The 23,991-nt window shown below is 58.5% G+C and carries 18 protein-coding genes and 9 pseudogenes; 7 read left to right on the top strand and 20 right to left on the bottom strand.

The genetic code is table 11. The features are described from left to right. Positions 1-29: 29 nt before the first annotated feature. From NCS28_RS31325 to ligD, 6 genes are all read right to left on the bottom strand, one after another. A complete protein-coding gene (locus NCS28_RS31325; protein ID WP_502801264.1) occupies positions 30-317 on the bottom strand; it encodes a DUF4148 domain-containing protein in 288 nt (95 codons plus the stop codon). Between the two features lie 38 nt (positions 318-355). Continuing rightward, positions 356-565 carry a YjzC family protein gene (locus NCS28_RS31320; RefSeq protein WP_250517664.1) on the bottom strand — a complete coding sequence of 70 codons (210 nt, stop codon included), beginning with the start codon at positions 563-565 and terminating at the stop codon, positions 356-358. A 49-nt stretch (positions 566-614) separates the two neighbouring features. Further along, positions 615-1,445 (bottom strand): tetratricopeptide repeat protein, encoded by an 831-nt coding sequence (locus NCS28_RS31315; protein WP_250517663.1) that lies wholly within the window; start codon positions 1,443-1,445, stop codon positions 615-617. A gap of 1 nt (position 1,446) precedes the next feature. Next, positions 1,447-2,394: a non-homologous end joining protein Ku gene (gene ku, locus NCS28_RS31310; RefSeq protein WP_250517662.1), complete on the bottom strand. Its 948-nt coding sequence runs from the start codon at positions 2,392-2,394 to the stop codon at positions 1,447-1,449. Between the two features lie 117 nt (positions 2,395-2,511). Then, the gene (locus NCS28_RS31305; RefSeq protein WP_250517661.1) at positions 2,512-2,844 is read right to left on the bottom strand and encodes a response regulator; all 333 of its coding nucleotides are present in this window, start codon (positions 2,842-2,844) and stop codon (positions 2,512-2,514) included. A 227-nt stretch (positions 2,845-3,071) separates the two neighbouring features. Continuing rightward, entirely contained in the window at positions 3,072-5,582 is a 2,511-nt protein-coding gene (gene ligD / locus NCS28_RS31300) for a DNA ligase D (RefSeq protein ID WP_250517660.1), read from the bottom strand. Between the two features lie 453 nt (positions 5,583-6,035). On the opposite strand from ligD, the gene NCS28_RS31295 reads away from it, so the two are divergent. After that, complete coding sequence (locus NCS28_RS31295) at positions 6,036-6,557, top strand: DUF2934 domain-containing protein (RefSeq protein WP_250517659.1); 522 nt, start codon at positions 6,036-6,038, stop codon at positions 6,555-6,557. A 106-nt stretch (positions 6,558-6,663) separates the two neighbouring features. Here NCS28_RS31295 and NCS28_RS31290 read toward each other — a convergent pair. From NCS28_RS31290 to NCS28_RS31280, 3 pseudogenes are all read right to left on the bottom strand, one after another. Beyond that, positions 6,664-8,594, bottom strand: a pseudogene (locus NCS28_RS31290) (error-prone DNA polymerase); the annotation flags it as partial. A 149-nt stretch (positions 8,595-8,743) separates the two neighbouring features. After that, positions 8,744-9,100, bottom strand: a pseudogene (locus NCS28_RS31285) (DNA polymerase Y family protein); the annotation flags it as partial. 53 nt (positions 9,101-9,153) lie between these two features. Next, positions 9,154-9,759: pseudogene (locus tag NCS28_RS31280) on the bottom strand (tyrosine-type recombinase/integrase); the annotation flags it as partial. Here NCS28_RS31280 and NCS28_RS33445 point away from each other — a divergent pair. Continuing rightward, positions 9,640-9,951 carry a hypothetical protein gene (locus NCS28_RS33445; RefSeq protein ID WP_250517820.1) on the top strand — a complete coding sequence of 104 codons (312 nt, stop codon included), beginning with the start codon at positions 9,640-9,642 and terminating at the stop codon, positions 9,949-9,951. The pseudogene NCS28_RS31280 and the gene NCS28_RS33445 overlap by 120 nt on opposite strands. Positions 9,952-10,159: 208 nt before the next feature. Continuing rightward, on the top strand, positions 10,160-11,050 hold the full coding sequence (locus tag NCS28_RS31270) for an H-NS histone family protein (RefSeq protein WP_250517658.1): 891 nt from the start codon (positions 10,160-10,162) through the stop codon (positions 11,048-11,050). Positions 11,051-11,630: 580 nt separating this feature from the next. Here NCS28_RS31270 and NCS28_RS31265 read toward each other — a convergent pair. From NCS28_RS31265 to NCS28_RS31240, 6 genes and pseudogenes are all read right to left on the bottom strand, one after another. After that, positions 11,631-12,125, bottom strand: a pseudogene (locus tag NCS28_RS31265) (IS91 family transposase); the annotation flags it as partial. 409 nt (positions 12,126-12,534) lie between these two features. After that, positions 12,535-13,164: an FMN-dependent NADH-azoreductase gene (locus NCS28_RS31260; RefSeq protein ID WP_250517657.1), complete on the bottom strand. Its 630-nt coding sequence runs from the start codon at positions 13,162-13,164 to the stop codon at positions 12,535-12,537. Between the two features lie 181 nt (positions 13,165-13,345). Next, the gene (gene cynR / locus NCS28_RS31255) at positions 13,346-14,293 is read right to left on the bottom strand and encodes a transcriptional regulator CynR (protein ID WP_250517656.1); all 948 of its coding nucleotides are present in this window, start codon (positions 14,291-14,293) and stop codon (positions 13,346-13,348) included. Between the two features lie 202 nt (positions 14,294-14,495). Continuing rightward, positions 14,496-15,248: an FUSC family protein gene (locus NCS28_RS31250; RefSeq protein ID WP_250517808.1), complete on the bottom strand. Its 753-nt coding sequence runs from the start codon at positions 15,246-15,248 to the stop codon at positions 14,496-14,498. Positions 15,249-15,537: 289 nt separating this feature from the next. Then, positions 15,538-15,777, bottom strand: a complete 240-nt coding sequence (locus NCS28_RS31245) for a hypothetical protein (protein ID WP_250517655.1) — start codon at positions 15,775-15,777, stop codon at positions 15,538-15,540. Between the two features lie 239 nt (positions 15,778-16,016). Then, positions 16,017-16,204, bottom strand: a pseudogene (locus NCS28_RS31240) (transposase); the annotation flags it as partial. 58 nt (positions 16,205-16,262) lie between these two features. Between NCS28_RS31240 and NCS28_RS31235 the strand changes: the two are divergent. From NCS28_RS31235 to NCS28_RS31220, 4 pseudogenes are all read left to right on the top strand, one after another. After that, positions 16,263-16,703, top strand: a pseudogene (locus NCS28_RS31235) (IS3 family transposase); the annotation flags it as partial. A gap of 290 nt (positions 16,704-16,993) precedes the next feature. Then, a pseudogene (locus NCS28_RS31230) lies at positions 16,994-17,488 on the top strand (IS110 family transposase); the annotation flags it as partial. 73 nt (positions 17,489-17,561) lie between these two features. Continuing rightward, positions 17,562-17,837: pseudogene (locus NCS28_RS31225) on the top strand (IS3 family transposase); the annotation flags it as partial. A 36-nt stretch (positions 17,838-17,873) separates the two neighbouring features. After that, positions 17,874-18,106 (top strand): annotated as a pseudogene (locus NCS28_RS31220) (IS5/IS1182 family transposase); the annotation flags it as partial. Between the two features lie 23 nt (positions 18,107-18,129). Here NCS28_RS31220 and NCS28_RS31215 read toward each other — a convergent pair. From NCS28_RS31215 to cynR (NCS28_RS31195), 5 genes are all read right to left on the bottom strand, one after another. Continuing rightward, the gene (locus NCS28_RS31215; RefSeq protein WP_250517654.1) at positions 18,130-18,570 is read right to left on the bottom strand and encodes a MarR family winged helix-turn-helix transcriptional regulator; all 441 of its coding nucleotides are present in this window, start codon (positions 18,568-18,570) and stop codon (positions 18,130-18,132) included. A gap of 525 nt (positions 18,571-19,095) precedes the next feature. Continuing rightward, the gene (gene ctaD, locus NCS28_RS31210; RefSeq protein ID WP_250517653.1) at positions 19,096-20,694 is read right to left on the bottom strand and encodes a cytochrome c oxidase subunit I; all 1,599 of its coding nucleotides are present in this window, start codon (positions 20,692-20,694) and stop codon (positions 19,096-19,098) included. A gap of 55 nt (positions 20,695-20,749) precedes the next feature. Beyond that, a complete protein-coding gene (locus tag NCS28_RS31205) occupies positions 20,750-21,214 on the bottom strand; it encodes a DUF2244 domain-containing protein (RefSeq protein ID WP_250517652.1) in 465 nt (154 codons plus the stop codon). A 93-nt stretch (positions 21,215-21,307) separates the two neighbouring features. Beyond that, a complete protein-coding gene (locus tag NCS28_RS31200) occupies positions 21,308-22,333 on the bottom strand; it encodes a LysR substrate-binding domain-containing protein (RefSeq protein WP_250517651.1) in 1,026 nt (341 codons plus the stop codon). A gap of 746 nt (positions 22,334-23,079) precedes the next feature. Then, entirely contained in the window at positions 23,080-23,982 is a 903-nt protein-coding gene (gene cynR / locus NCS28_RS31195) for a transcriptional regulator CynR (RefSeq protein ID WP_502801263.1), read from the bottom strand. Positions 23,983-23,991 lie beyond the last annotated feature (9 nt).

The following is a 23,991-nucleotide window of genomic DNA, read 5'->3' as shown; positions in this document are numbered from 1 at the left end:
GTGCAGCCGACTCGGCGCCGGTCACCGGTTCACTGAGTCCGTGTTGGCACGCATTCGTGCTGGTACCAGTAGTCGACGAGGCGCTGTGCGTACTGCAGGTCCTCGGGATAGTAGGGGTCGTCCCAAAACGGCGACGGGTCGTATCCCGCCTTTCGCAACGCGGCTAACTCCGACTGGTGCTCAGCCATTGTGGGACTCGCGTTCGTCCTCAGCGCAGTCAGGTCATGGCACTCACGGTCCGTGAGGTACCTGCCTGGCGGCGGCATCTCACCGACGGCGCAACCGGCGAGCAAGGACGCCGACGAAAAGGCGATCAGCCAGTGTTTGCACGTTGCGCCCACGGCGGCCTCCGCAGTTAGTCGCCGCTGCCGAGTTCGCTGTGCTTGTGCGAATGCATGGCTGCGTGGACGAGCTCATAGTGAGCGCCTTTGCCGCTGCGGGTCGGGGGGAAATGCTCACCCTCGACACACGTCACCTCGAAGCCAGAGCCGCCATCGCCTTCCTTCACGACCTTGTAGATGCCCGAGGTTTGCACCTTCTCACCGGGCTTGTGTTGGTCTGCCATGTCCGCCTCCTCGTTGTTGTTTCAATCGGCGAACAGCAAAAGCCATTCCTCAACGCTCAAGTTCCTTTTGCAGATTTCGATACGCATTGAAGTGGCGAATCGCCTTTGTCGCGTCGCCGAGTTCCTCATGGATGCGCGCGGCGTTGAAGTGTGCATCCGCGAAGTCCGGGGCGTGTTCAATGCAAAGCTCATACGATCCCAAAGCTTCGCCAAACCGCCCAGAATCCTCAAGTGCCACGCCAAGGTTGAAAAGCAACACGGGGTCGTCCGGTTTGTAGCGAAGCGCGTCGCGGTAGACGACGATCGCGTCGTCGAACCGCTCGGTATCCATGAGGATGCCGCCAAGGTTCAGCGATGCGTCGGTATAGTCGGGCACCCGGAGAAGCGCCTCGCGATAGGCGGATTCGGCAGCGTGGATGTCCTCGTCCTCCAACGACCGGGCGCGGTGGAACAGATCCGCGGCTTTCTCGCGGGCTTTGTGCTCGAGCGGGGCCTGAAGCGATGCAATGTTGGACGCGGCGGGTTTGCCCTCAAAGTCGAGCAGCAATTGACCGGTTTCCGCATCCCACTGGCGGCTTGTCTCGTCGCGCACCGCAACGCGGTCGCCGACGGCCGCGATGCGCACGCCGGTGAGCGACCCCTCGTGGCCCCAACTCTTGCGCAGATGGTCGAGCGCGCGGACGATTTTCACTGACGAGACGCCCGCCACGCGCAACGCCTGTGCGGTCCTGAGCATGACGATGTCCTGGAAGGTAAAGCGCCAGTCACGCCGCTCGCCGCTCGGCGAGACGAAACCGGACGCGACAAGCTTTTCTACGACGCTTCGAGAGACCCCCAGCATGCGCTGGACTTCACGAAGGCTGTAGCCATGGTCGGGCATGTCACCTCTTTGTGCCGGTCTTGCGTGCGGGCGCGGGCTGATCTTCGGTGGCCGCTCGGCGGACCGATCGGCGCTTCGGAGCAGGCGCTTCCTCGGCCGGTTCGGGCGTCGGTGCCGCCGCGCGAGCAGTCTTCCGTGCGGCGCGCGGTGCCGCCGCCGGCTGCTCCACGGCGGGCTTTTTCTTCAGACTGGCGCGCAGCGCTTCTACGAGGTCGATGACTTGCGCGCCGGCCTGCTCGACGGCGGGCGCGGCGGTGATCTTGTTGCCCGCGATCTTCTTGTCGATCTCGGCGAGAATGCGCTCCTTTTCCTCGTCTTTGTAGGCGGCGGCATCGTAGCTGTCGACGCGGTACTGCTCGATCAGTTGCTCGGCGAGCTGTAGCTCCGTCGGCTGAATGTCCGTCTCTTCAATTCCGATATCGGCTTGGGAGCGGACTTCGTCAGCGTAGAGCAAGGTTTGTAGGATCAAGCCGTCGTTGCCGGCGCGCACCTGCACCATATGCTGCTTGCCCTTCCACGTCCAACGGGCTACCGCGCACGTGCCGCTGTCCCTCATGGCTTCTTGTAGCAGCCGGTACGGCTTCCCGCCGCGCTTGTCGGGCGCGAGGTAGTAGGGCTTGTCGAGGTAAATTGGGTCGATCGCCTCGGTTGGCACAAACGACACAATGTCGATCGTGTGGCTCGCGCTCGCTTCCAGCGCCTCCAGTTCCGACTTCTCGAAGATTACGTACTTTTCTTTCTCAAACTCGTAGCCCTTGACCATATCGGCGCGCTCGACGACTTTCCCATCGTGCGGACAGACGTATTGCTGCCTAAGCCGAGTGCCGCACTCCTTATGCATGAGGTTAAAGCCAGCGCCCGACTTGCTTTCAGTGGCGGCGTAGATCTTGACCGGCACTGAGACGAGCCCGAAGCTTAAAGTCATCGACGCGATGGAACGGGCAGCCATTATGACCTCCCCTTTCAGGTAACGGCCCGTTGCTCGGCTTCTTCGCCGGCTTCCTGGGCAACATGGGCTTCGTCTACTCTCGGGCGCCGGCTTAAGCCAGCGGCCATTCGCCATTCTTCAAGCACGCGCTCGAGCAAATCGTAGGTGACCGGCTTGCGCACATACCCGTCGAAACGGAAAGTCATTGTCGCCCAGATCCGACCTGCCCGTCATCGCTACCATGTACGCCGCCTGCGATGCCCCTTCCATTCTCAGCCCGTCGCAAGTGTGGCGGCCGTCGCCATCGGGCAGTTCGACGTCGGCCAGGATCACATCGAAGAGCAGACGGCTCGCTAGTGCACGAGCAGTCTTGCAGTCGTGTGCTATGGAAGGTTCGTGACCCATCTGCTCGATGAGCGCGGACAGACACGTTGCAAAGTCACGATCGTCGTCCAGAACAAGAATTTTCATGGTGTCTCCCGGCAACGCTGCGATTTTGACCGCATGCGAGCAAGGGCTCATGCATAGAAGATGCCAACCATCAAACACCAGAGCGAGATCGCGTCGCGAAGGGCCGTCGGTTATTTGTGGGGCAGACTCCGCCTGCTGTCTTTTCAACGCGGGCAGAAAAACGTGCGACTGGCGGCGTCGATCCGATGGCACAAGTCGACTCGTTGAGTCTTGTCAGCCTAGGGGTTTCAAGGGAGACGCTCGATCGCCGACGACAAAGACTGTCCGGTCGACCAGAAATCCGTCCAGGGGTCGGCTGACTGAAAGCTCAAGTATTCGCGCGCCGTCTGGACATTCCACTGAGCGCCGCTCTTCAGGTCGGCGAGTTGCTCCCATGCGATCGGCATCGAAACGCCCATGCCCGGCCGGGCACGGGCCGAAAAAGCCGCTGCAGTCGTCTGTCCTTTCCCGTTGCGCAGGTAGTCGACGTAGACCTTGCCCAAACGATTCGCAGGTCCGGAGATCGCCGAGAAGCGCTCCGGAATCGTCTTGGCAAGGTGCCGGACGAACGCCTGCGAGAAGGACTTCACTTTCAGATAATCCAACTCGGGAGTGAGCGGTACGACCACATGCAGACCCTTCCCGCCGCTTGTTTTGAGCCACGCCTCGAGGTCCAGTTCTGACAGCAGCGTGCGAACGAGCAGCGCCGCCTCCTGTACGTGGTTCCATTTCACGCCCTCGCCGGGATCAAGGTCAAACACGACCCGGTCGGGTTTGTCGAGCTGACGGACGATTGAATTCCACGTATGAAATTCGATCGTGTTCATTTGAGCGGCGGACAGCAAGGCGTCTGCCGTATCCACCGTCAATAGCGGCGGATGGTTTGGCCAGAGTTCGCGATTGTGCGCAGTCAAGCCCGGCATAGCCGTGCGCTCGGCATGTTTTTGGAAGAACAAGTCGCCCGCCACGCCTTCGGGCGCGCGAACCAGTGCCACAGGCCGGTCCTTGAGATGCGGCAGCATCCACTCGGCTACGCTCGCGTAGTAGCGAACCAGATCGGCCTTCGTGATAGTCGCCGACGCATCAATGACTCTTTCCGGGTGAGTGATTTTAAGCTGCGGCGAAGGTTCTGGTAGCTGCGTCTTTCCTCCCTCTCGGACAACGCTGCGCGCGGGCTTATCGAGGCGCAGACCTTTGAACGACGACTGTCGTATCACACCGTCGCCCGTCCATTCGGCGAACTCGACTTCCGCAACCATGGTGGGTTTGAGCCACCGTTCGCTGCCTGCAGCTCGTCTGGACCATCGTCGTACCTTTGAGACCTGCACGTCGAAGGGCGCCGCGTCAACCTCCAGCCCAATCAGACGATTCCAGAGATCTCGAGCGGTCTTTGAGTCCCATCCGGTGCCGACGCTTCCAGCGTCGTGAAGCTTGTCGCTCAGGTAATACCCAAGCAGCAGACTGCCGACCTCGCCGGATTTGCCGCCCCGTCCGGTCATGCCGCAGATGACCAATTCCTGCCTCAGTCGGGCCTTTGCCTTCAACCACGATTCCGTCCGTCCCGACTCATACGGCGCGTCGCGCCGCTTGAGCACAAGACCTTCCAGCCCCAACCCGGCGGCAGCCGCGAAGATCTGCGCGGGAGGTGCGTCAAAGTCTTGGCTGAACAGGAGCTGCTCCCCCGCATGTTCGAGAACCGTAGCGAGTCGAGCGCGGCGGGCCCACACCGGTACTTTCCTGAAATCTTCGCCGTCCAGGTACATCAGATCGAACAGAAAGAACAGGATGTCTTGGTTGTTTCGCCCGTCGATCGCATTCTGCAGTGCCGAGAAGCTTGGAATGCCGTCTTTGACTACGACAATTTCGCCGTCGAGCCACGCGCTCACGATCGGGAGTTCTTTGATCGCGGCGGTGAGGGCCGGAAACTTCGCGGTCCAGTCTTGTCCGTTTCGCGTGAAGAGCTTCACTCGGCCCTTGTCGATTCGAGCCAGCAGGCGATAGCCGTCCAGTTTCGTCTCAGTGATCCAGTCGCCGCTTTTGGGAAGCGCACTTGCCAGTGTTGCAAGCTGCGGCTCGAGTTTCGCCGGTAGCGGCGCTCGCACTGCGGCGGATAGGTCTAGCTTCGACTCTTGCGCGCGCGGGCGTCCCGTTGTCTTTGGCTCGCGTTCTTCGAGGGGGCCGAGCGGATTGGCGACGACGCTATCGGGCAGCGCCTTGATCACGTCGTATTCTGCAAGCGGGCGAGCCCACTCGTCTCGCTTCTTGAACAACATCCATTGGTCCTGCTTGTCGCCCGGCTTGGAGATGCGCACCAACTCCCATAAGCCGGCAAGCTTTTCGCCGTGCAGGCGAAAGACGAGCTTGCCCACCTCCATGCCCTTGTCCGCATCGCCTACCGGCTCCCACGTTCCGTGGTCCCAGACAATGACCGTGCCGGCGCCATATTGCTTGGGCGGGATCGTGCCTTCGAAGCCTGCATAGGAGACGGGGTGGTCCTCGACATGCACCGCCATCTGCTTTTTGCTCGGATCGTAGCAAGGACCCTTTGGAACGGCCCACGAGAGCAGTACGCCGTTAAGTTCAAGGCGAAAGTCATAGTGCAGCCGGCTCGCCCAGTGTTTTTGGACGACGAAGCTGAGCTGGCGCGGGCTAACGACAGTCTCGGTGGTCGAAGCAGATGGCTCGGATGTGATACTAAAATCCCGCTTCTTCCGGTAGCGGGCGAGGGGAGGCGCGGTGGTTTCGCGGGGCGGGGCCATGAGCGTGATGGGTACATGCGGCTGTAGATGACCGAGTAACAGCAGCGCGCGGGCAGGCTAGTTTCGCATCATGTAGGTCGGTTAGTCCCGTCTTAGGTCTGCGTCTTCGTCCGCTCGGTCGCCGTCGTCCGTTTCGCTGTGCGTATGCCTCCCGTCGTGAGAAGCTTACTCGTGGAGAACGGTCCTCCACCGATTCCTGAATGACGCCCTCCGACTTTTCGCTGTTGACGCGCCGTTCCTGATCCATCTTGCCATGGTGCGCTATAGGCGAGACTGTTGGACGGAGCAAAGGCCGTTCCACACAAAACTCGGCGATGTTGCAGCTGCGGCTATCTCCAGTGGGGAGAACGGGAGCCATAAGGCATCGGCTTCGAGATGGCAACGCAACGCCGCGTTGAGCATCGGAAGACGACCTGCTATGTTTGCTGCACTTCAACGATTTAGACGACTCCAATGCCTAGTGCGCTATCTGTAGACGAAATCCGTGTCCGTGCTTATTTGCTGTGGGAGAGTGACGGTCGCCAGTCCGGACGTAATGATCATTATTGGCACGAGGCGATTCTTCAACTTGAGCGTGAGCGTGTCTCCGAGGCTGGGAGCGCAAGCATCGACGTCGCCGCTCCGTCAGATGCTTCCACGTCAAAGCCAGCGAAGCGAGGCGCAACGACAAAGGTCGGCAGAACGGTCCCTGCCAATGTTGGCCACGGAAACGGCTCGGCAACGAACGGCAAAAAGAACGGCGAAAAGAACAGCGAGAAAGGTCGCAAGGTGACGGGGGAGCGTCAGAAAAAGGCCGATATCAAGTCCGAAATCAAGGCCGATACGAAGGTCGAGAATAAGACGAATACGAAAACCGAAGCAAAAGCGACGGCCAAGAAGAAGGCAGATGCGTCCGCGGCCGCTTCGAAGCAGCCGAAGAAGTCGCGACGTACCAAAGAAGACACCGGACAGGCGCAGACAGGCGAAGCGCCGTAAGAATCGCAAAGAGACGGACGGGTCTGCACAAAGAATCAAGGACGACCAGCGGCGACGGCCGGACCGGCCCGATCAGTTTGATCCGCTCGACTGGGAAGGGCGGGCCTCAGCAGAAGTTGCGACTCACGGTCCTAAGGCCGCCCAGCAGATGCGACATGTCGACGAGCCGTTGGGCGACAAGGTGTCGAACCTCGCCTTCACACTGCCACGTGCCATACACGGCAAGGAGTGCTGCTCCCAACGCTTCCTTTCGTTGCTTTTCAAGTAGCCAGGGCCAGACGATCACGTTGACATTGCCCGTCTCGTCTTCGAGCGTCACGAACATGACGCCCTTGGCGGTACCCGGTCGCTGCCTCACCGTGACAAGTCCGCAGCCGCGCGCCAGTCTTCCGTTGGGATACGCGCGCAACGTCGAGGCTGGCATAAGCCGGTGTTCCAGCAGGACAGGGCGCAGAAGCGAAAGCGGATGACGGCCCAAGGTCAGCCCTGCCGCGTTGTAGTCGCTGACAATGTCTTCGGCCTCGGACGGCGCGCCGAGCTCTGGCGTCTCGTCATCGATCCGGCTATCGGCCAGGATGTCCCGGTCAGGGACCGCTGCGACCGATTGCCATAACGCTTCCCTTCGATTTCCCGCCAATGATTGCAACGCGTTGGCTGCGGCGAGCACCTGAAGATCATGTCGGTCGAGCTGCGCGCGGCGCGCGAGGTCACTGACGCTCGTAAAAGGCTTCACGGCCCGCGCATTCTCGATGCGCTCTGCTGCTCCGTCCCGCATCCCCTTAAGTAACGACAAGCCGAGGCGGACAACTGGCGTCGCACGATTGACGCGGCGCTCAAGTACCGAGTCCCAGCCGCTGATCGTGACATCGATCGGCACGACCTCGACTCCGTGGCGCTTCGCATCCTGAACGAGTTGTGACGGCGAGTAGAAGCCCATTGGCTGCGAGTTGAGCATCGCGGCGAGAAACGCAGCGGGTTCGTGGCATTTGAGCCAACTGCTGGCATAGACCAGCAACGCGAAGCTCGCAGCGTGGCTCTCCGGAAAGCCATATTCGCCGAACCCTTTGATCTGCTCGAAGATGGCTTCAGCAAACGACCTTTCGTAGCCGCGCTCCTGCATGCCGTTGACGATGCGGTCGTAGTACTTCTCCAGGCCGCCCTTGCGTTTCCAGGCTGCCATCGCACGTCGCAGTTGATCCGCTTCGCCCGGCGTGAAGCCCGCTGCGAGGATGGCGACCTGCATCACCTGCTCCTGGAAGATCGGCACGCCGAGCGTCCGGCCGAGTGCGGTCTCCAGCGCTGCGCTTGGATACGTCACCGGCTCAAAGCCTGTCGGCGTCGCAGATACGGATGCACGGCGCCGCCCTGGATCGGACCAGGGCGCACGATCGCGACTTCAATGACCAGGTCATAGAAAGTCCGCGGTTGCATGCGCGGCAACATGCTCATCTGTGCGCGTGACTCGATCTGAAAAACACCGACCGTATCCGCCTGCGAGATCATCTCGTACGTCTCAGGATCTTCTGGCGGGATGTCTTGCATCTCAACGCGTTCGCCCCGCTGCTCGGAGACGATATCGAGTGTGCGACGAATGGCCGAAAGCATGCCAAGCGCGAGCACGTCAATTTTTAATAATCCGAGAGCCTCTAAATCGTCCTTGTCCCATTGAATTGCGCTGCGGTCCGCCATCGCGGCGTTCTCGACGGGCACGAGCCGCGTGAGCTTGCCGCGACTGATGACGAAGCCGCCTGAGTGCTGCGACAGGTGTCGCGGAAAATTCAATATCTCGGCGGCCAGCTTTGCCCACAGTGTGATGAGCGGGTTGGCTGGATCGAGACCGGACTCCTCGAAGCGACGCAACAGGTCCTGCGAATGATCAAACCACTGGTGGCTTTTCGCGACCTTGTCGACGATCTGGGGATCGATGCCGAGCGCCTTGCCTGTTTCGCGCAGCGCGCCACGAGGGCGATAGGTCGACACGGCTGCCGCGATGGCGGCGCGATCCCTCCCGTACTTGCGGTAGATGTATTGGATGATCGCCAGACCCGAGTAGCCGAGTTGAGCGGCGCGCAACACGAGCTCCTCGCCGTGCGAGGCGCCGTGCAAAAACGAAAAGTTCGTGAACGCGAAGAGTTCCGCGTAGTCGGGTAGGGCCGACGAGAAAAGATCCACGGCGACACCACCGATTATCCGAAGAGCCCGTGAAGAAACCAGCGGACTTCTTCAGTCTTCGCGCTCGGTCGTTCACGGTAGATCCAGTAGCAGCTCTTATCGGCGGCTTCCGCGACGTAGTAATCGCGCGTGACGAGTTCGCCGTCGTGGCAGCCGGCCTCAATGCGTTCGCCGGTCGAGACGAGCTTGAGCGGCGAGCCATAAAACGGCCGGTGATTCTTGATCATCAGCCGCACGGGCGTGTCGAGCAACCACGTCGGCCGCGGAAGTTCGGCGGGGGGCGGGCACGCCTTGACCATGTCCTGGACCGGCACCCAGAGGTTCGCCTGTTCGGGGCGATGATCCGACGTCGGTGCGGGGCGCAAGACATTCCCGCGGCGAGGTGGCGCCTGCCATAGGTATTGCGCAAGAGGCGAGGACTCTCATCTGCCGCGCATAGTCCAGCGGCTTTGAGCGCCGTGCGAACGCACTTAACCAATGTATCGGGTTTCATGGGCTTGCCGCCGGCCGTCGCCACGAAAAGCCAGTCGGTCGCACAGACGATCCCTGTTCGGGCCTCATGGTACTCCCGCAATACCTCAATGGCGACGGTGTCGATCGGTACGCGTCTGGCGAGGCGCGGACCATGTTTCTCAACGAGGACGCTGGGCCGCTTGTCCTCCATGTCAAGGTCAGCGACCCGCAGCAGACTCAGTTCCGCCGCGGTGACGCCGCAACCGAGAAAGAGCGCGACGACCGCTGTATTGCGCAACTCCTTCGCTGACGAGAAGGTAGTCGTCCGACATACCGCCTGCAGGCGCTTGTCGTCCTCTTCAGACAGATAGAGTGGAGTCGGTTCGTCCTCGGGCCAGTTCTCTCGCGCAAGCAAATCGGCTGCGGGGTTTTCTTTTCGCAACTCGAGTGCAACGAGGTGGCGGGCGAGTCGATCGATCAACTTCAGATATCGAAAGCGAGTCGTGGTTCCCGGCTGACAGTCGTGCGCGAGTTCCTCAAAAAAGCCATTGATGTGGTCCGCACCGAACGTCGCCACGCATTGGCGGCGCGCCGACAGATAGTCATTGAATCGCGAAAACATCGAGCAATGCTGGACGATCGACTGATCGGCGAAGCCACGACGATCTGCACCGGTTGCCTCGGCTCGCTGCCATTGCCCATAAGCGCTCTCAGGATCGGACAGCCAAAGGTCGATTTGCATAAAAATCGATATACTGAATTTATCTAAGCTCCAATCTAACGCGAAGCTGGCGCTTCGCCAACACCTGCATCCAAGTAAGGTGTCTTTGAAGTCGCTTTTCAGAGGAATCTATAAAAAACCAAAGCAAACGACGCGCGCTGTCCGTTTTCTTAGATCGTTACCAGATCGATGCTGCTAGCCCATTGACGCGCGTCCGTGGCATAGTGCGGTTAATTTTCGGAATAGGAGAAGTGAAATGGCGACGCTAGAAGCGATTCAAGCGCGAATCAAGAAACTCGAAGCACAGGCGCAAGCTTTAAAGACCAAAGCGGCGAGCGGGGTGCTCAAGCAGATTCATGACTTGATGGCGCGTCATGATCTTTCGATGGATGATGTCGCCGGATTTCTCGGCAAGGCATCAGGTAAGACCAAAGCGAATGCAGTGGGAAAAGCGGATTCAGCCAAGTATGTCGATCCGAAGACCGGTGCGACATGGAGTGGTCGCGGCAGGGCGCCGGCGTGGATTGCGAATGCAAGCGATCGGACCGCATTCCTCGCGGCGGGCTCTGGTCAGCGCACTTCACGCGCGAACGTGCCGGTAAAGCGCAGGACGGCCGCACGCAAAGGACCTCAGCCCGCGCGCTATCGTGATCCGGTCTCGGGATTGACGTGGAGCGGATTCGCGCGTCCGCCTGCTTGGATCGCGAACGCGAAGGATCGTAGCGTGTTCCTGATTGATAAGGGCAGTGCTGCAAGCGCGAGCAACAGCACCCAGGCAGTCGCCAAAAAGGGAACAGCTGCGAAGAAGTCAGCGTCGAAAACGGCCGCAAAGGCGGGCACCGCAAAACCGGCCGCGAAGAAGTCGGCGTCGACAAAGACGACGGCTGCGAAGAAGGGACCTGCAACGAAGAAGCGAGCGGCCGCCAAGAAAGGGGCGGCCGCTAGCAAGGGCACAGTCGCCAAGAAAGGAGTGGCTGCGAAAAAAGGAACGGCAGCGAAGAAGATCGCTAAGAGCGCTGCGACCAAACGTGCTCGCTCCGTCGGAGCGGCTCCGGCCCGGAAGTCTCGTGTACCAACGGAGAGCGTCGCGCCCGTTGAAACTCCTGCTCAAAGTGGCGGGACGGAAGCAGAGAACCCCAGCCAATAAGACAGTCTGCGATCACCGCGCGGGATCTGGGCGTCGATTCACCTTCAGTTGGACTTTCTCGGGGAATCAAACGGAAACATAGTGAGGCCCAGAACGCAAAGCACCCGATTCGGCCATTGCCGACATTGACGCTGGTCGCGTTCAAAGTCGGCAGCCAAGCGGATTGCTGACATTGCCTGCGTCTCGCGGCAGGACCGCAACTGACTGTGTCCGCGAATTCACACTTCGTTAAGGGTTATTCGATGCCTGCCATCGATCACAGGAATGTGACGGTGCCTCTGCGCGTGTTGGCAGGCGTCGAATAGGCCCGATGGAGGAAACCGCGGAGTGCGCCACTGCGATTGGAGGGTTCGCGGCTATGGCGATTGATAGACCGGGATGGTCAGTGGTGCCGGATGCGGCACGCTCAGGCGGGGTGCCGGAGGGACGCTGACGCTGTAGCGAAGCGGTTTAGTCGTGCATTCGCGATGATGAAGCGAACGGGCGAAGCGCTTCACGTAGCGACACGCGCAGGCTTCCATCCCTGGACCGCGTTGCCGCGGAGCCAACGTTCGACAGGCAGGTCGAGGAACCGTGGAGTTCATGTCGGATCCCGGCGCATGGGCGGTGCGCGGATCGGGGCGCTGCGCGCGAGGATGTCGATGACGATCATCGGTGCGCCGCAGTGCCGACAGATGAAGACGGGGCGGGTTTCGATGATGGCGTCGTCCGGCAACGGGCTGATCTCGGGTGCGACGTGCAGCAGATCGCGCACCTTTGCGAGATTGGCGCGGCGCACCGGGTTCGCGAGCAGCCCGAAGTGGCGGATCCGATGGAAACCACCGGGCAGCACATGGAGCAGGAAGCGGCGCATGAATTCGCCGGTTTCGAGGGTCATGGTCTTGTAGCGGGTGCGTCCCTTCGCACGGTAGTCCTTCCAGCGGAACGTCACGCCACGCTCATCGACGGCGACCAGGCGCTGGTTGGCGATGGCGACGCGGTGCGTGTAGCGTGAGAGGTACTCGAGCACCGCCTTCGGTCCGGCGAACGGGCGCTTGGCGTAGACCACCCATTCGCAGGTATGTAGGGGCGCAAGCCATCGGGTATCCTCCCCAAAAAAAACCGACGCGTTGCGTCGGCAAAAGAGCTCCGGGAGGAGCCCCTGAGAGTCGGTTGCTTCTGACCGGTCACGTCGATAACAACTTTCGTGGAACTGACGACCAAGGAAAATGAGCTGCGAGCCACTTATCGTAACTTCTAAGGCCGGTCTTCAAAGTCGCTTGTGCTCGATCCAAGTGTTGCATCGGTAGTGAGAAATTTCTGGGGAGAGGAAGCAAAAAAGCTCACTACTCCAATTTCCATGATTTATTCGGTGATGCTATTTCCCATCGACTGATGCAGGCCTGACAGATTCGATCACCTATCCGCCGAGAATGCGCTCAATCGTGCTTTTTGGGGCACGACGAATCTTGATAGATATAAACGGGCGCTTCCGGTAATCGAGTTCAGAGGGCATCACGCTGATGATGGAAAGCAGAGGTAAAAATGCTCGATCTTGCTATTTCACCACGCGCGGCATCGATAGCTGCATCATCAGGCGCAATACCGTCGAGATAAATGAACTCAACCATCGTGATTCCGATGGTGGCCAGCACGAGCTTCAGATATGGTGTGAGAAAATCCGGTTGGCGGGCCGTTTCGCCAATGCTTAACCCGCCGGAACGAACGAGCACTAGCACGGGGCGGTCCGCGAGCAAACCAAAAGTGCCGTCGGCCGTGATTTTAAACGTGCGGTCGATACGCAACACAAAATCAATCCAGAGTTTCAGCACTGCAGGCACCGTAAAGTTGTGCATCGGCGTGCTGATGAGCAGGCAGTCACTCTGCGTCAGCTCTGCGATCAATTGCTCGGAATATTCTAGTGCCGGGTCGGTATTAGGGTGTCCTGAAACCGACGCAAGCGCGTAGTCGCGAGACAGAGCGGAGAGGGGCGGCTCTGTAAGATTACGTAATACCGAGTAAGCACCTGAACGCTGCTCGTGCCATTGCCAGCGCATGAGGGCCTCATGTGCAAGGCGAGCTCCGAGCGAATCAAAGCCATGTGGACTGGCTTGGAGAAACAGGATATTTTTCATTAATGCAAAAGGCGAATGAGATTTAATTTTCGGTTAGAAGTGAATTTTTAATTGCATCTATCATCTTGTATTTTGCAGTAGGTATTTTCGAATGCGGGTCGTGGTGAGCTGTACTGCTCCGGGGCGGCTGTGACTCTAAACCGGTCGGGAGGTTGCCGTCAGCTGGAAGAGGAACTGCAGCTTATTCTTGGTCGCGTCCTGTCAGCGTGCGCAGTGGCGACAGGCAGCCGTGCTCAAGCATTCCGCGGATCTGTTCGGCGAAGGCCGTTGACGCGACGGTGCGATAGGCGCCCTTGCGACTCAGCAGCGCGACGGTTCGCATCGGAAAGGGAGGGTCGAGTGATATGTATTGCAGATCACGATGCTCCAGCTCAATGGTGCCAGGCAAAATGGTTGCGATCTTTCCGTGACTAACGATTTTAAGCACCGCACTGATCGAGTTTGCCTGCAACGCGATACTTGGCTTGATGCCACACGACTGGAAGTAGCTGTCGATATGGAAGCGCGACACGAAGCTTGTCGTTAGCAGCGCGAGTGGCGTTTCGGCGAGCTGCGCAGGGGTGACTGGATGGCGCCGCGTGATCAGCGGATGGGAACGACCGATCACAAGCGTCAAGCGTTCGGGAAACAGCGCTTCGACTTCAACATCATGGGAGAACACTTCGTCGAATCCGAAAGCGAGGTCAACTTTGTCGTCACCGAGCGCCGTCTCCACCGCGTCGAGTGACATCTCAGTCAACTCAATGATTATGCCCGGATAGCGCTCGTGAAACTGCTGGATGACGGGGGCGACGAGATACTCAGTGAAGGTAGGAGTGAAGGCAATTCGCAGCTTCCCGCGTGACAAGTCCTGAACATCGTTCAGCGCGCGTTGGGCGGTGAGCAGGTGATTGTGTGCGCGTCGCAGATACTCGAGGTAGACGATGCCGGCATCCGTGAGCTGGACCATGCGCCCGCTTCGGTCGAACAGCTGAGCGCCGAGCTCGTCCTCAAGCTGCCGAACCTTCTGAGACAAGGCCGATTGCGACACGTTGAGCGCTTCTGCCGCGCGCGTGAAATTGCGGTGTTCGTCGATCGAGAGCAGATAGCTGAAGCTGCGGAGCAGGGGGTTGCGTTGAGTGGGCTTCATTCGTCGCGAATTGAGATACGAGGCTTGTCGGACCGATGTTTCATCACAGTGTGCGCCGGAGAGCGGTGCGATGCTCGAACCTGCCGGGTGACGAAATGAGCAAGCCTGTGCGAGGCACCGTTCGGTCGTGGTGACTGCTCAAGCGTGTGACCGCGACCGGTCGCAAGCAACCGGCGAGTACCGAATATATGAATATCCTCGATCATCGCGTTGTGTTCTCGATGAGTTGAACGCGTGGAAACAGGTTGTTGCGCATGCCGATAAGGGCGCGCAGAACGGCGTCGTTGCCGGTAGTATTGCTGGCTGTAACACTGATCGCACGCGTAATCGTGCGCATCAGCGTTGCCGTGGCTGGGACCGGATGATACGCATCGGCGCGCGCGCGATACAAGCTTGACACTTCCGCGAGCGCGGCCTCGATTGCGTCGCGTGTTCGCGCGTCGTAGTTCGCGAGGCCCTGCCGCACTTTGATGATGTAACGGCCGGTGCGCATCTCGGTCAGCCAGTCGATAGCATGCAATGCATCGCTCGAATTTACGAACGCGATGCGTGCGGCTACCTGATCGAGTCGTTCGGCTGCGTGTGCAGTCCAAGCATGGGCGTCCAGTGGTCGATACGGATCGGCCATCCAAGCGAGTTCGGACCAGTTCTGGCGCGCGATTCGACAGGCAGTCACGCGAATTCTGATCCCGCGAAGGATTTTGACAATGGCGAACGTCACCAGCATGGCGCCGAATTGTGCGAGCAACGACCATTTGCTGGGGAACAGCGCCGAATCCGCTTGGAAGTGATATAGAAAATCCATGGCGACGATGAGCAGGACAACAGCGGTAGGACGCGCCGAGTTAGGAGCATGATCACGCACGTCGATTACGGCGGACACTAGTTGCACCGAGTACGAGAAGCAAATTTTCATTCGATTGCGATGACTGAAATTGTGTTCCTTCTCGTACACGGTGTCCAAGTCGGATTTTCGACTGACGCGATCGGTTTTACTTATCGCAACGAATGTCACCGTTGAGAATACCGATCGGCGGAGCGTAGTGTCGTCGTTTTGCCGATCAACATTCCACACTTCCACCGGAAAATTACGGGCAAGACGCCCTTCAACGGAAATCAGAGGATTACATCGAATCGTGCGCGGCAATTGATCACGTGGATTGAGCGCGCGCCATCCCGCCCGTTAGGGGTGTTTCAGACTTAAGCTCCGGGTTGGATTGGCTGCCGCAAAAGCTTCGGCACGGTTAGATGCGCATCTGATCGTCGACAACTAAGCGACGCACAGGCATCCGCAGATCAGGGCGTGGCTGGCCACGCACACGCGCTACCACATGCACATTACGCCGACCTTTTCGAGTTGGCTGAGTCAGGTTGAACGCTGGTTCGGCCTGATTACGCAGCAGGCGAACCGTCGAGGGTCGTTCAGGAATGTGCGCCGACTTGTTGCAGGCATCGAGCGTTATAGCGAGCACCATAATCAGCATGGACGGTCGTTCGTATGGGCAGCGACCGCCGATTCAATCCTGCAAGAAGTGGCTCGGTTATGCAAAATTATTTCTGGGACAGATCACCAGAGCCGCTGTGATTATGCCGACACCCAAAGTGCCTTCCCCACCAGTGGTCCGCTATTGCAGCCAAACTTCGGCATAGCCCGGACATCGGCGTATTGAAACCAGCAGCGCTGGCCGCGCGTCGCTGAAAAAACCTCCTGCACAGCCGCTCAGAAGCCCATAGGACCATTGCAGACGGCCAGCCGTGGACCCGCCTGCAAGCCCCGCGCTTCAGGTCAAGCAGCAGCTCAAGCCACGATGCCTTCGCTTCCCGATACCCGTCGCCGATTGCCAGGCGTTCTTTGCTTCCATCCGGCTTCCCGCCGATGTTCACCAGCAAGGAAATGAACGCGTCCCACTCGTGGACGAAAGACCTGTTGTTCATCGCGGCCGAGCGAAGTGGCAAGCGCTGGGCGCTTGCCGTCAAAGCCAGCATTCAGGAGATCTTCGACCAGCACAAGGGAAGATATGGATATCGACGAATCACGATCGTTCTCCGCAAGAGCGGCACGCTAGTCAACCACAAGACCGTGCGGCGGCTGATGGGGCAGATGCAGACCAAGTCATGTCTTCGGGGCAGGAAGTTCCGCCTATTCCGGGGAGAAGTCAATCGTGTGTCGCCCAATCTACTCCAGCGCAAATTTGCAGCAAAGCGGCCTAACGAGAAATGGGCGACGGACGTGACCGAATTCAACATCTCCGGCCGAAAACTATATCTGTCGCCCGTACTGGACCTCTATAACGGTGAGATCGTCTCTTACGAGATAGCCAGACGTCCCCATTTCGATATGGTTGGGACAATGCTTCGAAAAGCCTTCGGTAGGCTAAAGCCCAAAGATCGACCGGTGCTTCATTCCGATAGTAAGAATGCGGGTACCAGATGTTTCCGGCCGGTCACCGTTCGAAACAAGGGGCTTTCGGGAGAGGTCTGGTGCCGTAGAGCGTTCCGGGCCACCTGACCCGCATTCCGATCGACTCAATGTCTTTCCCTGGACCCGTCGGTCGTCTGGAACTGCCGCACGGCAAGGTTTTCACCTCGTCGATACGTATGACCGAAGAAGGGCCCGACCCCTGTCACTTTACTGTCTTGTCCAGGTTCTCGATGCCGGTGAGATCGCCTATACCCCATCGGCAACCGGAGCAAGGCTGTATGAAAGAAGAACAGACTACTGCTGGCCCTCGCAGCATTGTAGGCGGCGTTGATACGCATAAGGATCTGCATTTCGCGGCTGTCGTTGACGAACATGATCGCCTTCTCGGCAGCGAATCCTTCCCAACCACGCGGCACGGGTACAAGCAGATGTTGCTTTGGATGCGCTCATTCGGTGAGCTTGTCCGGGTCGGCGTGGAGTGCACCGGGAGCTATGGCGCGGGCTTACTGCGCTACCTACAGCAGGCCCAAGTTACCGTGCTGGAGGTGACCGCGCCGGATAAAAGCGACCGGCGCAAACGTGGCAAGGACGATACGCTGGACGCCTACAACGCGGCTCATGCTACCTTCGCCGGTGTGCGTACGGTCACGCCCAAGACGCGCGATGGCATGATTGAATCGCTACGCGTTCTGAAAGTCTGTCGGAAGACGGCCATTTCGGCGCGGCGCGTTGCTTTGCATTTGATCCACAGTACCATCACCAGCGCGCCCGATGAGTACGTGAATCCGACACGCAACCGCGAGATCGCGCAGACTCAAATTGCCCCTTGACCTTTAGAAGGGCGTCCAAGGCTGGCAATATCGTCTCTCCACCCACCGTCACTTGCTGAAGCAGAGCGCGGTTACGCCGAGCATGTCCCGGCGCGGAAACTGCCTCGGCAATGCCGCAATGGAGAGTTTCTTCGGTACCCTGAAGACGGAGTTCTACTACGCCAGCGAGTTTCGCGATCTCGACGATCTCGAGAAAGGCTTGAAGGAATACATTCACTAACACAACCACGAGCGTATCAAGCTGAAGGGACTGAGTCCTGTCGAATATCGAGTTCGTTTCGCTCCAGCGTAGCCATCAGTCGTCCAACTTTGTGGGTTCGGTTCATCTACGCGCGGTCTGCGAGCGATGATCCGAAGACGTAGCGCGATTGAGCCGGTCATGGGACACATGAAGACGGATGGCAAGCTCGATCGAAACTGGCCTAAAGGCGCACTCGGCGACGTGATTCACGCGGGGCGGCGCACAAGCTGCGCATGATCCTCAGAAAGCCGCGGCTTTATTGCGCCCTTGTCCTTCTTGCTTTACTCAAACGCTCAGTTGCACTGCCCTTCCCCCCATGAGAGGCGGCACCACGCAAAACAAATTATTCAGGTCCGACTACTTCCGGCAGATAATAATCGATCTGCGGGATTTGGAATGTCGTAGGAAGCGATCTCAGTTCGGCCCGATGCAATTCGGCCAGTCGCAGCAGGATCTTCTCGCTCGGGCTCAAAAGACGAATCTCGACTTGCCGACGATCGATTGAACTGTGGCGTCGTTCTACCAAACCCAGTGCTTCACACCGGGTGACAAGCGCGACCACGCTGTGATGACGCGCCTGGAGCCGCTCAGCCAATTCGCCAACGGTCGCCCAGCCTCGGTGCGGATATCCCTTGATGTGCAGGAGCAGCAGATACTGAAGTGGCGTGATGCGTTCGTCTCGCGCGGCGCGTTCTGAAAAACGCTCGAAAAGGCGCATTCGATAGCGAAAAGTCGACAGTTGTTCGAAGTCTTGTTTGCGCAGTGCGCGATCGATCGTGCTCACGGGATAAGCGCCTTTCGGTATAAGTGAAAGTAAAATCGCATCGCGATACGTATGGGTTGAACTCGACCGACGCAGCGCATCATGTATTACCTGTTTAGTCGCTTTAGCGATAGCTTCGGAACGACTTCTAGTAGCATCGTCGCGCCAAAGGATAGGCCTCCCCTGTTTTGTCCACGAGGTACTCCGAGATGTGCAGAATGCCGCACGACAGCCCTGAACTGGGTTTTCCGATCTGTTTGCCTATTAATTGACTACCGTCGGTGAATGGTCCTCGACTGCTACCCCGACGGTCGGTCGTTATGTGGATCGCATCCTCGAAAAATATATCGTCGAGCGGCGCGAAGTACAAACAACGCGTCCATCCGATTTCCCTGATCTGCGATGCAGCGCGATTGGCAGACGAGCCAGTTGTTCGAAGGACGGTTGTCCGCCAAAAACCTTATGGGAGATCGGAGGCTTGAGATTCGCTGTGGATCCAGTCATCGTTTGGTGTGCAGTATTCATGAGGCGAGGTAACGTACCTGCTCACATAACTTCAGGCGGATGTTCAAAGGTATGGAACGGCGCCGGGCTTGGCACCGTCCATTCAAGGCCTTCTGCTCCATCCCACGGTTTATCTGAAGCGTCTTGCAGCTCTTTCGAACGTGCATAGCAAGGCAGCGCGACGGCAAAGAGAAAGTAGACTTGGGCTAGTCCGAAGAAAATGGCACCGATCGTCGCCACCTGATTGAAGGCGGTGAACTGTGCCGGATAGTCGGCATAACGACGGGGCATGCCAGCGAGCCCCAAAAAGTGCATTGGAAAGAACGTTACGTTGACGGCGACCATCGACACCCAGAAATGGATTTTGCCTCGGGTCTCGTTATACATCTTCCCGGTCCACTTGGGTGCCCAGAAATACCACCCGGCGAACAACGAAAAGAGCGAGCCAGCGACCAGAACGTAATGGAAATGTGCGACTACATAATAGGTGCCGTGCATCTGGATATCCAGCGGCGCGACGGCAAGAATGAGTCCCGTAAAGCCGCCAATCGTGAACACGAAGATGAACCCGATGGCGAACAGCATCGGCGTCTCAAAGGAAAGCGATCCACGCCACATGGTTGCGACCCAGTTAAACACCTTCACGCCCGTCGGGATTCCGATCAGCATGGTGGAGTACATGAAGAACAGTTGGCCAGTGACGGGCATGCCGGCCGCAAACATGTGATGAGCCCACACCGTGAACGACAAGATCGCGATCGACGCAGTCGCATAGACCATTGATGCGTAGCCGAATAGGGGCTTACGGGCAAAAGCTGGAATAACTTGCGACACTATGCCAAACCCCGGCAAAATCATGATGTAGACCTCGGGGTGACCAAAAAACCAAAAGACGTGTTGATAAAGAACCGGGTCTCCACCGCCAGCGGCGTTAAAAAACGACGTGCCGAAATGACGATCGAACAGGAGCATGGTCACCGCGCCCGCAAGTACCGGCATGACTGCGATCAACAGAAAAGCAGTGATCAGCCACGTCCAGCAGAACATGGGCATCTTCATCATCGTCATACCGGGCGCGCGCATGTTGAGTACGGTCACCACAATGTTGATCCCGCCCATAATCGATGATGCCCCCATCAAGTGGACGGCAAAAATGGCGACGTCCATCCCCGGGCCCATTTGAGTGGACAAGGGTGCATACATCGTCCAACCGCCTGCGGGAGCGCCACCCGGCATGAACAATGTTGCCGTCAACATGATCCCGGCGACGGGCAGCAACCAAAAACTGAAATTGTTCATCCGCGCGAACGCCATGTCGGACGCGCCGATCTCAAGCGGCACCATCCAGTTCGCAAAACCAACGAATGCAGGCATGATTGCGCCAAAAATCATTTCAAGTCCATGCATGGTTGTGAGCTGATTAAAAAATTCCGGGCGCATCAACTGCATGCCTGGTTCAAACAACTCGGCGCGAATCGCCAGCGCCATCATGCCACCCGATAGAAACATCAGAAATGAGAACAGCAGATACATCGTCCCGATGTCTTTGTGGTTTGTGGCAAACACCCACCGTCGCCATCCGGTCGGAACAGGGTGACCGAAGTTGTGGCCAGCTACATGATCGTGCGCGGTCGTGCTCATGGCAAACTCCAATTAGCCTTACGGCATTGTCAATGTCGGGTCTTCATAAAATCATTCAGCCAAGCCGCGCAATGTATCGACGCATTTCAGCTGCGATGGCCGCTCGTCGGTGTGCGGGCGCATGAATGCCAACGAGAATGACTTGGCCGGCGCTACGAATTTCGATTTTCGGTCGAGGCTTTTCCTGCAGACCAATTCGAACCCATCGGGGGTTAAGCGTGACCACCGTGATGCGGGATGCTTGCGCTGTTTCGACGGTCAAAAACATCGGTGATATGACGATGCGCTCGTAATCTGTCGAGTGTCGCGCATAGACCAAGAATGCGCTGCCGACAGCAATGAGATCGATGCCCGCAAAGGGAAGGACGGTCCATGCGCCTAATGCGGTCCAGAACGCCGCAATCGATAACGAGACGGTTGCGAGCGAGCAATAGAAAACGCCGAACTGTTTCGGCGTAATCGCGCAATTGCGTTTGAGTAACCAGACAGCCGCGACATCGTGCCCTTTCGCGTCGGCCATATCGCACCCCCAGAACCGCCAACGTCACGGTTTAATTGTTGATAGCACTTCGGGCGATCTCACCTGTGCGTAGGCGAGGACGGCTTACGGGCATCACGATATTCCAATGCAAACATGGAAGAAACGATTGTTTGAGCCACCGTTGAGTACTCTGGCGGTCCATACCTTTGAAAGAGCGAGCGCGATCCGCGCCGATGTAGTCGCGCATTCGCGATCTACGAGACGGCGCTTAACGCATGGACGGTTCCCAGAGGTAGCGGCGTGCCGAGCGACGGCAGTCTGAAGCGTGCGGCGCCCAGATCGACGAACTCTCCGACCCGTACCGGTCAGGAATTCGCGGCCCAGATACACGAGCGCAACAGTAGCGCCGTCGTTCACGATCGGATGGTGCCCGAGTAGGCAGATAAGCGTACCCATGCGCAGATCGTTTGCAACCACGTGCTTAGGTAGTAGGGCTATGCCGCCACCCGCATGTCCGAATTGGCGCTGCATCAGAATGCTGCTCAACGTGATCGACGTGTCGATAGGAGTTGCGTCGATCGCGCCGTTCCGGCGAGTCCACTGATTGGTTCGCGAACCGGTGGTCAGGGCGGCGAGTCGGTGCGTAGCGAGAGCGAGCGGCCGGCAGGGCGCCGCTGTGTTCAGCAAGTAGCCGGGCGATGCGGCGGCGATTTGTGGTGCGCGGACAAGTGTGCGCGACACGGTAGAGGCGGATATGAAGATCGCGTCTGCGACGATGTCGGCGTCGAATCCGCCGCCCAGCGGACCGACTTGCGATTCGATCAGCGCGATATTCCGCGACACCTCCAAGCAGCGCGACCGGTGCTCTAAGAACAGCCCGGCCAACTTTACCGACTTGACGCTATGCAGCACGACCACGTTCAGATCAGCTGCGACTATGCTTGGCGCTCGGGCGGTGAGTGATTCGATTTCGAGATACCTCAGTAGCACGCGACACCCGTCTGCATTGCTAACACCGATCTCAGTGAGTACCGCCTTGCGCGTCGGGCGGTGCAGCATCCTGACACTCAGGTGCGGTTCGCTATTGCCGTCATAGCGCGTCACCTGCGATGGCGATCCATTCAGTTGGGTGGCCGCATGGGAGAGATGCTTCCTCATCAACCTGAATCTACAGCGAACTGCATGCCGGCGTTGACGTGTAAATGGAGGCCATGGATATACGCAGGAGATTCGCGAAGCTGGAAGATATCGGCAGGGCGCGTGAAGCGCATCCGGATCGATTTGAGTGTAGCCCATCTAATTTTAAGCACGAGGGCGTGCCTTCTCCTTTTTATTTAAGTGCAGGACCGTGCATGTCTTGCAGCGGGCGCCACTTAAACTTGGATACGAAGAGACAGCATTTTATTCGGTTACGGTATTCGAAATTGTGGGCCGTCACACGCGCGGCGTCCAAGTCGGATTTCTAACCGCCTCGATCACGTTCACTTATCACAATGGATGGCAACCAGTGACTGGCGCGAACGAGTATCGAATTTTCGCCAATCAAGATTCAAACGCTCTCGCCCGGAGATTTCGAATTCGAAGCTATTCCGTAGAAGTGAGAGGTTTGCGTCGACCACGGGCAGGCAACTGGCCGCTCAGATCAACATGTGTCCCCGACCCTTTCAAAGGTACTGGCTCGATCGCCAGAACGAATTGATTGTCTAACCGCTTAGGATGAGGGGAGATGGCGGCGAGTTGTGAGCTGCTGGCAGTAGTTGCTTGCGTACGTCACTGAACGGTTCGCGATGCGAAGTATCAATTAATCTAATCGAATGTAGGTTGCGGCGACGTGTACTGCTCCGGCGCGGCTGCGACTCTAAACCGGCCGGGAGGTTGCCGTCAGTTGGAAGAGGAACTGCAGCTTATTCTTGGTCGCGTCCTGTCAGCGTGCGCAGTGGCGACAGGCAGCCGTGCTCAAGCATTCCGCGGATCTGTTCGGCAAAGGCCGTTGACGCGACGGTGCGATAGGCGCCCTTGCGACTCAGCAGCGCGACGGTTCGCATCGGAAAGGGAGGGTCGAGTGATATGTATTGCAGATCACGATGCTCCAGCTCAATGGTGCCAGGCAAAATGGTTGCGATCTTTCCGTGACTAACGATTTTAAGCACCGCACTGATCGAGTTTGCCTGCAACGCGATACTTGGCTTGATGCCACACGACTGGAAGTAGCTGTCGATATGGAAGCGCGACACGAAGCTTGTCGTTAGCAGCGCGAGTGGCGTTTCGGCGAGCTGCGCAGGGGTGACTGGATGGCGCCGCGTGATCAGCGGATGGGAACGACCGATCACAAGCGTCAAGCGTTCGGGAAACAGCGCTTCGACTTCAACATCATGGGAGAACACTTCGTCGAATCCGAAAGCGAGGTCAACTTTGTCGTCACCGAGCGCCGTCTCCACCGCGTCGAGTGACATCTCAGTCAACTCAATGATTATGCCNGGATAGCGCTCGTGAAACTGCTGGATGACGGGGGCGACGAGATACTCAGTGAAGGTAGGAGTGAAGGCAATTCGCAGCTTCCCGCGTGACAAGTCCTGAACATCGTTCAGCGCGCGTTGGGCGGTGAGCAGGTGATTGTGTGCGCGTCGCAGATACTCGAGGTAGACGATGCCGGCATCCGTGAGCTGGACCATGCGCCCGCTTCGGTCGAACAGCTGAGCGCCGAGCTCGTCCTCAAGCTGCCGAACCTTCTGAGACAAGGCCGATTGCGACACGTTGAGCGCTTCTGCCGCGCGCGTGAAATTGCGGTGTTCGTCGATCGAGAGCAGATAGCTGAA

It is taken from the genome of Caballeronia sp. INDeC2 (genome assembly GCF_023631325.1).
In the GTDB taxonomy this organism is placed as follows: Bacteria; Pseudomonadota; Gammaproteobacteria; order Burkholderiales; family Burkholderiaceae; genus Caballeronia.
Note: the sequence above shows the minus strand (reverse complement) of the source record. Positions and strands in the feature narration are given on the sequence as shown.

Coding starts and splice junctions, on each gene's coding strand:
- NCS28_RS31320 (WP_250517664.1), bottom strand. CDS start 565: ATGGCAGACCAACACAAGCCCGGTGAGAAGGTGCAAACCTCGGGCATC.
- NCS28_RS31315 (WP_250517663.1), bottom strand. CDS start 1,445: ATGCCCGACCATGGCTACAGCCTTCGTGAAGTCCAGCGCATGCTGGGG.
- ku (WP_250517662.1), bottom strand. CDS start 2,394: ATGGCTGCCCGTTCCATCGCGTCGATGACTTTAAGCTTCGGGCTCGTC.
- NCS28_RS31305 (WP_250517661.1), bottom strand. CDS start 2,844: ATGAAAATTCTTGTTCTGGACGACGATCGTGACTTTGCAACGTGTCTG.
- ligD (WP_250517660.1), bottom strand. CDS start 5,582: ATGGCCCCGCCCCGCGAAACCACCGCGCCTCCCCTCGCCCGCTACCGG.
- NCS28_RS31295 (WP_250517659.1), top strand. CDS start 6,036: ATGCCTAGTGCGCTATCTGTAGACGAAATCCGTGTCCGTGCTTATTTG.
- NCS28_RS31270 (WP_250517658.1), top strand. CDS start 10,160: ATGGCGACGCTAGAAGCGATTCAAGCGCGAATCAAGAAACTCGAAGCA.
- NCS28_RS31260 (WP_250517657.1), bottom strand. CDS start 13,164: ATGAAAAATATCCTGTTTCTCCAAGCCAGTCCACATGGCTTTGATTCG.
- cynR (WP_250517656.1), bottom strand. CDS start 14,293: ATGAAGCCCACTCAACGCAACCCCCTGCTCCGCAGCTTCAGCTATCTG.
- NCS28_RS31245 (WP_250517655.1), bottom strand. CDS start 15,777: ATGCTGATTATGGTGCTCGCTATAACGCTCGATGCCTGCAACAAGTCG.
- ctaD (WP_250517653.1), bottom strand. CDS start 20,694: ATGAGCACGACCGCGCACGATCATGTAGCTGGCCACAACTTCGGTCAC.
- NCS28_RS31205 (WP_250517652.1), bottom strand. CDS start 21,214: ATGGCCGACGCGAAAGGGCACGATGTCGCGGCTGTCTGGTTACTCAAA.
- NCS28_RS31200 (WP_250517651.1), bottom strand. CDS start 22,333: ATGAGGAAGCATCTCTCCCATGCGGCCACCCAACTGAATGGATCGCCA.